Source organism: Blautia sp. OM07-19, from assembly GCF_003481595.1.
Classification (GTDB): Bacteria; Bacillota; Clostridia; order Lachnospirales; family Lachnospiraceae; genus Blautia_A; species Blautia_A intestinihominis.
Map to the genome: position 1 here is coordinate 46616 of NZ_QULA01000006.1, position 12002 is coordinate 58617.

Sequence of the window (12002 nt, forward strand, 5' to 3'; positions counted from 1 at the left end):
TTTTATCCATAGAACTCTGTTTTAAACAGGCTCAAACACTTCTCCTTTGACAACTTTGAAAACTTTGTTCAGGTGAAACTGATGACTTACAAAATCATCCAGTCCAGTACAGGTGATCAGAGTCTGTATATCATGGATACAGTCAAGAAGATAGGTCTGACGGTTGCTGTCCAACTCTGAAAGTACATCATCCAGCAAAAGTACCGGCGTATCCTTGATCTTTTCTTTTACAAGATAAATTTCTGAAAGTTTCAAAGATAATGCTGCGGTCCTCTGCTGCCCCTGTGAGCCAAACTTTCGTATATCCACCCCGTTTACCATAAAACAAAGATCATCCCTGTGAGGTCCGGAGGAAGTCATCTTCATCCGGATATCTCTGTCTCTGTTCTTTTTGAGCGTTTCCTCAAAAAATTCAGCCTCCGTACTGGGCTCATAGAGTACTTCAATATGTTCCTCTCCCCCTGTCAGGTTGCTGTGGATTTCCTTTATGACTGTATTCAGATCTTTTACGAACTCTTTTCTTTTGCTGATGACTTTCTGCCCGTACTGGAGCATCTGCAGATCCCATATTTCAAGCGTATCCTTAAGTGCCGGATTATGATACATATCTTTGAGAAGTTTATTTCTCTGGTTCACGATATGATTATATCCAGCCAGATCTGTAAGATAGATCTGATCCAGCTGGCAGAGTTCAAGGTCCATAAACCTGCGTCTTTCCCCCGGACCATTCTTGATAATATTTAAATCTTCCGGTGAAAAAAAGACAAGATTCACGATTCCAAACAGTTCTCTTGCCTTTTTTATCGGAAGACCGTTAATTGCAACTCCCTTTGCCTTGTTTTTGCGAAGATGCATGTCGATCTTGTAGGAAAGTCCGTCTTTTTTGATCATCATGCGGATGTGGGATTCTTCCTCCCCAAACCGTATCAGTTCTTTATCCTTGCTGCCCTTGTGGGACTTTGTCGTTCCACAGATATAGACAGATTCCAGGATATTGGTTTTTCCCTGTGCATTATCTCCGTAAAAAATATTTGTACCTTTGTCAAAATCAAGCTGCAATTCACGGTAATTTCTAAAATTCTGAAGTTGTACAGATTCAATATACATAATTATTTTATAACTTTGATTTCCTGACCTTCAAAAGTGATCACATCACCAACGTATACTTTGCGTCCACGCCGCTGATCTACTTCACCATTTACTTTTACATTTCCATCCTGAATTTCATATTTTGCCTGAACACCGTCCTCTACAACTCCGGCGAGTTTCAAAGCCTGTCCAAGTTTGATAAATTCATCTCTGATCGTAATTTCCAAAATAATCCTCCTCCTTATCTGGCCTGATTCTGACTGATGTTAACTGGTAAGATCAGATAAGTATATGTTTCTTCGTCATCTCTGATGAAGCATGGTGCTTTTGGATTCATCAGATACATGTGGATCGTCTCATCATCAATAACTTTCAAAGCATCGATCAGGAATTTCGGGTTGAATCCGATAAGAATATCTTTACCCTCTTTTTCAATGTCGATCTCTTCATCCATAGATCCCATAGAAGAATCAATCTTCAGCTCCATCTTACCATCACTGATCTCAATTACGATCGGTTTCTTATCTCCTTCTCTTACAAGAAGTGTTGCACGGTCAATACAGTTCAGGAATTCTTTCTTGTTTACACTGATCTTTGTATCGTAATCACTGGAAAGCATCTGATCAATTCGGAAATATTCTCCCTCAATCAGTCTGGATACCACAATTGTCCGATCAAATTCAAATAAAATGTGGTTTTTTGTGAAATATATACTAACCTGATCGTCAATTTCTCCAGAGAGGATTTTGCTGATCTCGCTGAGTGTCTTTCCTGGAACGACAATCTTGCGATCTGAATAATTTCGCTTCAATGGCATTTTTCTGATGGAAATACGGTGTCCATCCAGAGAAACAATCTTCAGACAATTATCTTTGATTTCGAACAATTCACCAGTCATCAAACGGTTGTTTTCATTGACTGCAATAGAAAAAATAGTCTGACGGATCATCTCTTTCAAAGTAAACTGAGAAAGGGTCAGTGCTTCGTCTTTTTCGATAACAGGAAGGTATGCAAAATCTTCGCCTGCTTTGCCAGGAATTGTAAACTTGGCTTTTTCACAGGTGATCGTTGCTACATAGTTGTTGTCAGTTTTGATAGTTACATCACTGTCCGGAAGTCTTCTGATGATTTCATAAAAGATTTTGGCATCAAGTGCAACCATTCCTTTTTCTTCGATTTGTCCATCTACGATTGTTTCAATGCCCAATTCCATATCATTTGTTGTAAATTTGATCTGGTTTGTGGTTGCATCCATAAGGATACATTCAAGGATTGGCATGGTTGTTTTAGAAGGAACAGCTTTCAAAGAAATATTTACGCTTTTTAATAGATTATTTTTGGGACAGATAATCTTCATGTGTATAACTCCCTTCGTGTTTGAAAATTGCTTTTATAAATATATAAATATATAGATATCCGCCGTAGCCGCCTTAGGGGATGGGGATTATGTGTAAAAGTCTTTCAAACCTTGAAAATAAAGGTTTTGAGGACTGTATAACTACGTGTAAAACTACCAGATAACTTTGAAAGTGGGTGTGGATAAGTCACTTAACCCTGTGGATTAATTTTTTTCTTCAAGGTAGCGATGGAGTTTTTGAGGTTATCATTTGTTGCTAATTCTTTTTCGATTTTCTCAATTCCGTGCATAATTGTAGTGTGATCACGGTTACCAAGATTTTTGCCGATCGTCTTGAGAGAAGTGTCAATGATCTCACGGCAGAGATACATGGCGATCTGTCTTGGCATGACGATCTTGGAACTACGCTTGTTTCCGCAGAGTTCCGCTACAGTTACATGATAGTGTTCTGCAACAACGGAAATAATATAATCCGGAGTGATAACTTTTTGCTCATTTGGGGAGATGATATCCTTGAGTGCCTGCTCGGCAAGTTCAAGGGTTACTTCCTTTTTCTCCAGTTTGGAACTTGCCATTACCTTATTAAAGGCACCTTCCAGCTCACGGATATTGGATTTGATGTTTGTTGCAATGTAATTAATGACTTCTTCGCTGATATTGTAGCCTTCGAGCTCTTCTTTTTTGTGGAGAATTGCCATTCGGGTCTCGTAATCAGGTAAGGTAATATCTGCGATCAGACCCCATTCGAATCTTGAACGGAAGCGTTCTTCCAAAATTTCCATATCTTTCGGTGGTTTATCTGAAGAAATGATGATCTGTTTCTTGGCACTGTGCAGACTGTTGAAAGTGTGGAAAAATTCCTCCTGTGTGGATTCCTTTCCTATAATAAACTGAATATCATCGACCAGAAGAACATCAATATTCCTGTATTTTTCACGGAATTTGGACATTGCGGAGTTATTTCCGTTTCGGATCGTTTCGATCAGTTCATTTGTGAATTCTTCACTGGTTACATACAAAACTTTGCTGTTTTCATCATGTTCAATAATATAATGAGCGATGGAATGCATCAGATGAGTCTTGCCAAGTCCTGCACCTCCGTAGATAAACAGCGGATTATAGGTATCTCCCGGGGATTCTGCAACAGCAAGGGCTGCGGCCTGAGCAAATTTGTTATTATTTCCGACAATGAAAGTATCAAAAATGTATTTCGGATTCAAATGTGCATCTTCACAGCGACGTTCGATATCTGACATTGCAGGTGCTGCATTATCATAAGAAGGAACATCTTTCTGAGGTGCTTCATCAGGAGATATGAATTTGACATCGCACTCACTTATTCCAGTCAGTTCGCAGATGGTAACCTGGAGAAGAAGTTTGTACTTTTTATTAAGAAGGTTTATCAGAACTACCTGTTCAGATGGGACTAAAATTGTGATGACATTGTCAGTCACATCGTAGACTTCGAGCGGTTTGAGCCATGTATTGAAGGCTACGTCGCTGATATTGTAGTCACGTTTGACTGTCTGAAGAATTTCATCCCATTTTTCTATAACTTTATCCATATTTCAAACTCCTGGTTCCTTTGAATGTGTGTAAATTATTCGTAACTGTTCAGTACTTTCACAGTTACAATTGGTCAATTGGACATAGATATCCTTTTATATATTATAATAAATCCAGTGGTTAATCAATCATTATTTGTGTAAAATTATCCCCTGAAAAAATGGTTTGTGTGGTTAAAATCGGGTGTTGTCCACAAGTTATCCACTTTATCCACATGTGCATAAGTTGGAAAGTGTGGATAATCCCCTATAAGTTTACATAACATCCGTACAGGCGGATACTTACCCCTGTGGAATGTGTATAACTTTGTCCACAGAGAGAATGCTGTAAAATAAAGGATTTTTTTAGGAATATGTGTAAAAATATGGGGGTATGTGAGGATAAAACAGCCGAAAAAGTTTAAGTTATCCACAAGTTATCCACAAAAAGTGGATAACTTTACGTAAACCAGATATTTCCACAATTGAGTGTGGGTTATTTTGAAAGTGTCGGAAACACTTAATTTTATTGGATTTTTTGTGAATTTTTGCTTGACGAACGGGTGCAGAATGAATATAATTAAAACGATGTTCTATGATAATAGTATGAATAGGGATAATAGATAAAGGAGGTGCTTTACCTATGAAAATGACATTTCAGCCAAAGAAAAGATCTAGAGCGAAAGTTCATGGTTTCAGAGCTCGTATGAGCACAAAGGGCGGCCGTAAAGTATTAGCAGCCAGAAGATTAAAAGGAAGAAAGCAGTTATCAGCCTAAGATATAAGACCGCAGTTATGTGGTCTTTTCTTCTATAATAAAGAAAGGGGATTCGATGAAATATTCAGAGTCCTTAAAGAAAAACAAAGATTTTCAGCAGGTATACAGACATGGAACATCAAAAGCAAATCGGTATCTGGTGATGTACGTACTGGATAATCAGTACATGAAGAATCGTCTGGGAATATCAGTAAGTAAAAAAGTAGGGAATAGTGTGGTTCGCCACAGGCTCACCAGACTGGTAAGAGAGAGCTATCGTCTGAATGAAGAACTTTTCAGGAGAAATCTTGATATTGTTGTAATTGCCAGACCAGCAGCGAAGGGCAGGAGCTATCAGGAGATAGAGAGTGCTTTCATGCATCTGGCAGGGAAACATCAGATCATAGAAGAGGTTCATACTGATGAAGAAACTTCTTATTAAAATGATTCGTCTCTATCAGAAATATATATCACCGATGAAGAGAACTAAATGTCCTTATATTCCCACATGTTCTCAATATGGTTTGGAAGCAATCGAAAAATATGGTGCAATCAGGGGAGGATTACTGGCAATATGGAGAATATTACGTTGTAATCCTTTTTCTCATGGGGGATATGATCCCGTACCATAAAGGTAAATGGATCAATCATGAAGTTGTTCCATAAGATCATCCAGGAGGAACAAGTAAATTGGAAAGTATGATTTTGGCTACTAAAAGTGGTACCCCGATCATCGGCCAGGTCGCAATCGTGATGGGCTGGATCATGAACGGTATCTACAAAGTGCTGGATATGGTTGGAATTCAGAACCTTGGCCTTTGTATTATTATTTTCAGTATTCTGATCTATCTTTTTATGACTCCTCTGCAGATCAAACAGCAGAAATTCTCTAAGCTGAGTGCGATCATGCAGCCGGAGATCCAGAAAATCCAGAAGAAATATCAGGGTAAAAAAGATCAGGATTCAATGATGAAGATGCAGGAGGAAACCCAGGCGGTATATCAGAAATACGGTGTATCCCCTACAGGAAGCTGTGTTCAGCTCGCTATCCAGCTCCCAATCCTGTATGCTCTGTATCAGGTAATCCAGAATATCCCTGCTTATGTAAGCAGTGTATATAATGTGTTCAATGGTGTCTGCACACAGATCCTTGCAGTAGATGGATTTGCAGATATCGTCAATAACTTTATCACAGACAACAAGATGACACGAGTAAGACAGGTCACAGATAATGCAGATTCTATCGTAGATTTCCTGTATGCTCTGTCTCCATCCCAGTGGAAATCCTTACAGGATATCAGTCAGTTCTCCGGATTCTCAGATCAGATCAGCAAAACTGCTTCCGAGATCCAGAAGATGCAGACTTTTGGTGTGCTCAACATCGCAGACCAGCCGCTGAGCTATATCAAAACAGGATCCCTGATCCTGATCATTGCAGCTCTTGCAATTCCGGTTCTGTCATGGGCAACACAGATGCTCAACCTGAAGCTTATGCCACAGGCAGCAACACAGGGCGGTGGCGAGAATAATGCAATGGCAAGCTCCATGAAGACTATGAATACAGTAATGCCGCTTATGTCTGCATTTTTCTGTTTCACATTCCCGGTAGGTCTTGGTATTTACTGGATCGCAAGTGCCGTAGTAAGAAGTATCCAGCAGCTTCTCATCAACCGTCACCTGAACAAGATGAACATTGATGATCTCGTAAACGAGAATATGAAGAAGATGGAAGCCAAACGTGCAAAAGAAGGACTTCCGCCGCAGAAGATCACAAACCAGGCACATCAGAGCGTAAAGAATATCAACAAGATCGACAAAGGTATGAGCGGTTCTGATGAAGCAAACCGTGCGAAGAAAGTAGAAGAAGCTTACCAGAATGCTTCCCATGCAAAAGAAGGCAGCATTACCGCAAAAGCAAATATGGTCAAAGCTTTTGATGAGAAAAACAAGAAGAAATAGAGAGGGAAGGTCGGGGTTTTATCATGAATGAATATATGCAGTTTTCAGCAAAAACCAAAAATGAAGCAATCACAAAAGCATGTATTGAACTGGGCGTGACCAGTGATCAGCTTGACATTCAGGTAATCAGCGAAGGAAGTTCCGGATTTTTCGGAATTGGAAGTAAGCCTGCGATCATTAAAGCTCGCAAAGTAGAGGATCATTCAGAAGAAAAGGAACTCGAGGAAATCGTAGCTTCTGTCAAACTGGATGCATTCAAGGACGAGCCGAAACCGGAACAGAAGAAATCTTCACCGAAGCCGGCACCAAAGGCACCTGCCAGAACTTCTAATAAACAAGAAGTAAAGCCAGAGGCAGCGAGAGAAGAAAAACCTGCAAAACCGGTCAGAGAGAAACAGCCGAAAGAAAGAGTTTACAAAGAGAAACCAGTAAGGGAGCTGAAACCGGCCAAAGAAAAACCGGTAAGAGTATCCAAGCCGATCGAGATCATCACTGATCCGGCAGAGATCAAAGAGATCGAAGAGAGAGCATCTGTTTTCCTTCATGATGTATTTGCATCCATGGATCTCGGAGAAGTCCAGATCACATCCAAATATAACACAACAGATGGCTGTCTGGAAGTCGATTTTGAAGGCCAGGATATGGGAATCCTGATCGGTAAGAGAGGACAGACACTTGATTCTCTCCAGTACCTTACAAGCCTCGTTGTAAACAAAGGCAAATCCGACTATATCAGAGTAAAACTCGATACAGAGGATTACAGAAGACGCAGAAAAGAAACTCTCGAGAACCTGGCAAGGGGAATCGCCTACAAGGTCAAGAAAACAAGAAAATCTGTAGTTCTCGAGCCAATGAATCCTTACGAGAGAAGAATCATCCATTCTGCACTTCAGGGAAATAAATTCGTAGAGACAGTAAGTGAAGGTGAAGAACCATACCGTCACGTAGTTGTCAAATTAAAGAGATACTAAAGTGTTACTGCTCACAGGTAGTATCCCGCGAGGTGTTTTGCCATGAATATGGCAAAATCCCGAGACATACAGGGCAAAATCCCATCACCGTAGGTGATTTGGAATGGATTTTGACCAAGTTACTGTGAAAGAAGTGAACAGTAACATTAAATCAGCAGTGAAAACAGTTCACAACTGAAATATAAAATGTTATTCTAGGTGAAAGCGTGAATAACACGTGATTGGCGTGTGCTTTCTTCTGGGATAACATTTTTTTTATAAGGAGGAATTATGGAAAAAACGATCGCTGCGATCTCAACTGCTATGAGTGCGTCCGGAATCGGGATCGTCCGTATCAGCGGAGATGAAGCAATGGATGTGATTTCCCGGATCTATCGTTCCAAAAACGGAAAGAAAAATATCAGGGAAGTACAGAGCCACACGATCCATTACGGTTTCATCTATGATGGAGAAGATGTGGTTGATGAAGTTCTGGTTATGATCATGAGAGGACCTCACACTTATACTGGTGAGGACACCGTAGAAATAGATTGTCATGGCGGAGTCTATGCCATGAAGAAGGTTCTGGAAACCGTGCTCAAAAACGGAGCCGTGATCGCAGAACCAGGAGAATTTACAAAGAGAGCTTTCTTAAACGGAAGGCTGGATCTGTCGCAGGCGGAGGCTGTCATGGATGTCATTCAGGCCAAAAACTCCATGGCACTCAAGAGCTCCGTAGAACAGCTCAAAGGCTCCGTACAGCGTGCCGTAAAAGAGATCCGGAGCAGACTGCTCTACCAGATCGCATATATAGAATCTGCCCTGGATGATCCGGAGCACTACGATCTCACCGGCTATCCACAGGAATTAAGAGTCATTGTGGATAAAGAGACCAAAGAGATCCAGGACCTGTTGAAAACTGCCGACGACGGAAGAATGATCCAGGAGGGGATCAAGACAGTTATCCTCGGTAAACCAAATGCCGGCAAATCTTCCCTCCTCAATTTCCTGGTAGGCGAAGACCGCGCGATCGTCACAGAGATCGAAGGCACAACGAGGGATATCCTGGAGGAATACATTTCTCTGAACGGAATTACACTTCGCGTGATCGATACCGCAGGAATCCGCGAAACCGAGGATGTAGTGGAAAAGATCGGAGTCGGCAAAGCCAAACAGATGGCAGAGGACGCAGACCTTATCCTGTATGTTGTAGATTCATCCAGACCACTTGACGAAAACGATGAAGAGATCATAGAATTACTTTCCGGAAGAAAAAGCATCGTGATCTACAACAAGACAGACCTTGAGCCGGTCGTAGATATGGAGAAAATAAAGCAGCGTACCGGAAGTCCGGTGATCCCTGTTTCTGTAGTGGAAGAAACAGGGATCCGTAAACTGGAAGATGAGATCAAGAACATGTTTTTCCAGGGAGAACTTTCTTTTAATGATGAAGTATACATCACAAATGCAAGACACAAAGCTGCACTGGAAGAAGCGAAAGAAAGCCTGGAACTTGTGAAGAACAGTATTGATATGGGAATGGCAGAAGATTTCTTTTCCATCGACCTTATGAATGCCTACGAAAGCCTCGGAAGGATCGTGGGAGAATCCGTAGGGGAGGATCTGGTCAATGAGATCTTCAGTAAATTCTGTACAGGAAAATAAACGCAATTTAGAAAAGAAGGGAAGATAAAAATGGAGGACAGAAGACTGGAGAAAAACTGTGATATCGTTGTAGTTGGAGCCGGTCATGCAGGATGTGAAGCAGCTCTTGCCTGTGCAAGACTGGGACTTGATACCGTAATGTTTACAGTCAGTGTGGACAGTATCGCACTGATGCCGTGTAACCCGAACGTAGGAGGCAGCTCCAAGGGACATCTGGTAAGAGAGCTGGATGCACTCGGCGGGGAAATGGGCAAAAATATTGACAAGACTTTTATTCAGTCCAAAATGCTGAACCAGTCCAAGGGACCTGCAGTTCACTCACTCAGAGCGCAGGCAGACAAACAGGCATACAGCACAGAGATGCGTAAGACTCTGGAAAACCAGTCAAACCTTACGATCAAACAGGGAGAAGTAACCAAACTTCTTGTAGAAGATGGAAAGATCACAGGTGTAAAATTATATTCAGGTGCAGTTTATCACTGCCAGGCGGTCGTACTCTGCACAGGAACTTACCTCAAGGCACGCTGTATTTATGGTGATGTCAGCAACTATACAGGTCCGAACGGACTGCAGGCGGCAAACTATCTGACGGATTCACTCAAGGAACTTGGAATCGAAATGTTCCGTTTCAAGACAGGAACACCGGCACGAATCGCAGGAAATACCATCGACTATTCCAAGATGGAAGAACAGTTTGGTGATAAGAGAGTTGTACCGTTCTCTTTTTTCACAGACCCGGAAAGCGTGCAGATCGAGCAAAAATCCTGCTGGCTTACCTACACAAACGAAAAAACACACGAGATCATTCGTGCAAACCTTGACCGTTCCCCTCTGTATTCCGGAATGATCGAGGGAACAGGACCGAGATACTGCCCGTCCATCGAGGACAAAGTAGTAAGATTTGCTGATAAGAAACGCCATCAGGTATTTATCGAGCCAGAAGGACTTTATACAAACGAGATGTATGTCGGTGGAATGTCAAGCTCCCTTCCTGAAGATGTTCAGGATGAGATGTACCACTCCGTACCGGGACTGGAGCATGCAAAGATCGTAAAGAACGCCTATGCGATCGAGTATGACTGCATCAATCCGCGGCAGCTTTATCCGACACTGGAATTCAAGAAGATCAAGGGACTTTTCAGCGGCGGACAGTTCAACGGAAGCTCAGGATATGAAGAAGCAGCTGCACAGGGACTGATCGCTGGAATCAATGCGGCTATGGAAGTTAAGGGACAGGAACAGCTGATCCTTGACCGTTCCGAGGCATATATCGGCGTTCTGATCGATGACCTTGTTACGAAAGAAAACCACGAACCATATCGTATGATGACAAGCCGTGCAGAATACCGTCTGCTTCTCAGACAGGATAATGCAGATTTACGTCTCCGCAAGAAAGGTTATCAGGTCGGTCTGATCGACGAGGAGACTTATCAGAAACTTCTTGAAAAAGAAGCAGCGATCGCAAGAGAAATTGAGCGAACAGAACATGCGACGATCGGAGGAAATCCGGAAGTGCAGAAGCTCCTTGAAGAAAAAGGAAGCACTCTTCTGAAATCCGGAACAACCATCGCAGAACTGATTCGCAGACCGGAACTCACTTATGAAGACCTTGCGCCGATCGACAAAGAACGTCCGGAACTTCCATGGGACGTAAAAGAACAGGTTGAGATCAATCTGAAATACGAAGGCTACATCAAGCGTCAGATGAAACAGGTAGAACAGTTCAAGAAACTGGAAGCAAAGAAGATCCCGGAGGACTTGGATTATGAAAAAGTCGGAAGCCTCCGTATTGAAGCAAGACAGAAACTGGAAGAATACCGCCCGGTATCTATCGGACAGGCGTCCAGAATTTCCGGCGTATCTCCGGCAGATATCTCTGTGCTTCTTGTATATCTGGAACAGTACAGACGAAATGCATAAAGAAGGAGCAGATCAATGGCATATGATTTAACAATACTGGAAGAAGGCTGCCAGGAACTTGGCATCACTCTCGATGAAGTCCAGAAAAAGCAGTTTACAGATTTTTACGAATATCTTGTAGAAAAAAATAAAGTCATGAACCTGACCGGTATCACAGAATTTCAGGAAGTGCTGGTAAAGCACTTCCTGGACAGCCTTGCCTGCGTAAAAGCAGTGGATATGAGCAAGGTAAACAGGATCATGGATATCGGAACAGGTGCAGGTTTTCCGGGCGTTCCGCTCAAGATCGCGTTCCCGCATCTGGAAGCCTGCCTTCTGGATTCTCTCAAAAAAAGAGTGAACTTCCTTGAGGAGACTTTCCAGCTTCTGAAACTGGAGAATATCACTGCGATCCACGGCAGAGCCGAAGAATTTGCCAAAAACAAAGCATACCGCGAAACTTATGATCTCTGTGTTTCCCGTGCGGTATCCAATCTGGCAACTTTATCAGAATACTGTCTTCCATATGTGAAGACAGGTGGATTTTTTATTTCCTATAAATCAGGTACTGTACAGGAAGAAGTAGAGCAGGCACAGAAAGCAGTCAAGATCCTCGGCGGCAGGATCCAGGATGTTGTCTATTTCCAGCTTCCGGATTCAGAGATCCAGCGCTCCCTCGTTGTGATCGAGAAGGTCAAAGCGACCCCGGGACGTTATCCACGCAAAGCGGGTACTCCGCTTAAAGAACCTTTGTCATAAATTATCCTGAATTTCTCAAATTC

12 protein-coding genes are annotated in these 12002 nt (G+C 42.1%); 8 read left to right on the plus strand and 4 right to left on the minus strand.

Going from position 1 to position 12002, the window contains the following annotated elements; translation table 11 throughout:
- Nucleotides 1–21 precede the first annotated feature (21 nt).
- The 4 genes from recF to dnaA all read right to left on the minus strand — a co-directional run bounded on the left by recF (nt 22) and on the right by dnaA (nt 4011).
- A complete protein-coding gene (gene recF, locus DXC01_RS06130) occupies nt 22–1107 on the minus strand; it encodes a DNA replication/repair protein RecF (protein ID WP_022213780.1) in 1086 nt (361 codons plus the stop codon).
- Between the two features lie 2 nt (nt 1108–1109).
- Nucleotides 1110–1319 carry an RNA-binding S4 domain-containing protein gene (locus DXC01_RS06135; protein WP_118698517.1) on the minus strand — a complete coding sequence of 70 codons (210 nt, stop codon included), beginning with the start codon at nt 1317–1319 and terminating at the stop codon, nt 1110–1112.
- Between the two features lie 11 nt (nt 1320–1330).
- The gene (dnaN, locus tag DXC01_RS06140) at nt 1331–2446 is read right to left on the minus strand and encodes a DNA polymerase III subunit beta (protein ID WP_118698518.1); all 1116 of its coding nucleotides are present in this window, start codon (nt 2444–2446) and stop codon (nt 1331–1333) included.
- Nucleotides 2447–2637: 191 nt separating this feature from the next.
- A complete protein-coding gene (gene dnaA, locus DXC01_RS06145) occupies nt 2638–4011 on the minus strand; it encodes a chromosomal replication initiator protein DnaA (protein WP_022213783.1) in 1374 nt (457 codons plus the stop codon).
- Nucleotides 4012–4633: 622 nt separating this feature from the next.
- Here dnaA and rpmH point away from each other — a divergent pair.
- From rpmH to rsmG, 8 genes are all read left to right on the plus strand, one after another.
- Nucleotides 4634–4768: a 50S ribosomal protein L34 gene (gene rpmH / locus DXC01_RS06150; RefSeq protein WP_005423866.1), complete on the plus strand. Its 135-nt coding sequence runs from the start codon at nt 4634–4636 to the stop codon at nt 4766–4768.
- A gap of 55 nt (nt 4769–4823) precedes the next feature.
- Nucleotides 4824–5189 carry a ribonuclease P protein component gene (gene rnpA / locus DXC01_RS06155; protein ID WP_118252503.1) on the plus strand — a complete coding sequence of 122 codons (366 nt, stop codon included), beginning with the start codon at nt 4824–4826 and terminating at the stop codon, nt 5187–5189.
- A complete protein-coding gene (gene yidD, locus DXC01_RS06160) occupies nt 5170–5379 on the plus strand; it encodes a membrane protein insertion efficiency factor YidD (protein ID WP_118252502.1) in 210 nt (69 codons plus the stop codon). Before rnpA ends, yidD begins: the two co-directional genes overlap by 20 nt.
- A gap of 67 nt (nt 5380–5446) precedes the next feature.
- Nucleotides 5447–6706 carry a YidC/Oxa1 family membrane protein insertase gene (locus tag DXC01_RS06165; RefSeq protein ID WP_199704977.1) on the plus strand — a complete coding sequence of 420 codons (1260 nt, stop codon included), beginning with the start codon at nt 5447–5449 and terminating at the stop codon, nt 6704–6706.
- Nucleotides 6707–6729: 23 nt separating this feature from the next.
- Nucleotides 6730–7677, plus strand: a complete 948-nt coding sequence (gene jag / locus DXC01_RS06170; protein WP_118698519.1) for an RNA-binding cell elongation regulator Jag/EloR — start codon at nt 6730–6732, stop codon at nt 7675–7677.
- A gap of 270 nt (nt 7678–7947) precedes the next feature.
- Entirely contained in the window at nt 7948–9321 is a 1374-nt protein-coding gene (gene mnmE, locus DXC01_RS06175; protein WP_022213275.1) for a tRNA uridine-5-carboxymethylaminomethyl(34) synthesis GTPase MnmE, read from the plus strand.
- A gap of 30 nt (nt 9322–9351) precedes the next feature.
- Complete coding sequence (gene mnmG / locus DXC01_RS06180) at nt 9352–11241, plus strand: tRNA uridine-5-carboxymethylaminomethyl(34) synthesis enzyme MnmG (protein ID WP_118698520.1); 1890 nt, start codon at nt 9352–9354, stop codon at nt 11239–11241.
- A 15-nt stretch (nt 11242–11256) separates the two neighbouring features.
- Nucleotides 11257–11979 (plus strand): 16S rRNA (guanine(527)-N(7))-methyltransferase RsmG, encoded by a 723-nt coding sequence (gene rsmG, locus DXC01_RS06185; protein ID WP_118698521.1) that lies wholly within the window; start codon nt 11257–11259, stop codon nt 11977–11979.
- Nucleotides 11980–12002: the final 23 nt, after the last annotated feature.

Coding starts and splice junctions, on each gene's coding strand:
- rnpA (WP_118252503.1), top strand. CDS start 4,824: ATGAAATATTCAGAGTCCTTAAAGAAAAACAAAGATTTTCAGCAGGTA.
- dnaN (WP_118698518.1), bottom strand. CDS start 2,446: ATGAAGATTATCTGTCCCAAAAATAATCTATTAAAAAGCGTAAATATT.
- dnaA (WP_022213783.1), bottom strand. CDS start 4,011: ATGGATAAAGTTATAGAAAAATGGGATGAAATTCTTCAGACAGTCAAA.
- mnmG (WP_118698520.1), top strand. CDS start 9,352: ATGGAGGACAGAAGACTGGAGAAAAACTGTGATATCGTTGTAGTTGGA.
- mnmE (WP_022213275.1), top strand. CDS start 7,948: ATGGAAAAAACGATCGCTGCGATCTCAACTGCTATGAGTGCGTCCGGA.
- recF (WP_022213780.1), bottom strand. CDS start 1,107: ATGTATATTGAATCTGTACAACTTCAGAATTTTAGAAATTACCGTGAA.
- jag (WP_118698519.1), top strand. CDS start 6,730: ATGAATGAATATATGCAGTTTTCAGCAAAAACCAAAAATGAAGCAATC.
- DXC01_RS06165 (WP_199704977.1), top strand. CDS start 5,447: ATGATTTTGGCTACTAAAAGTGGTACCCCGATCATCGGCCAGGTCGCA.
- yidD (WP_118252502.1), top strand. CDS start 5,170: ATGAAGAAACTTCTTATTAAAATGATTCGTCTCTATCAGAAATATATA.
- rpmH (WP_005423866.1), top strand. CDS start 4,634: ATGAAAATGACATTTCAGCCAAAGAAAAGATCTAGAGCGAAAGTTCAT.
- rsmG (WP_118698521.1), top strand. CDS start 11,257: ATGGCATATGATTTAACAATACTGGAAGAAGGCTGCCAGGAACTTGGC.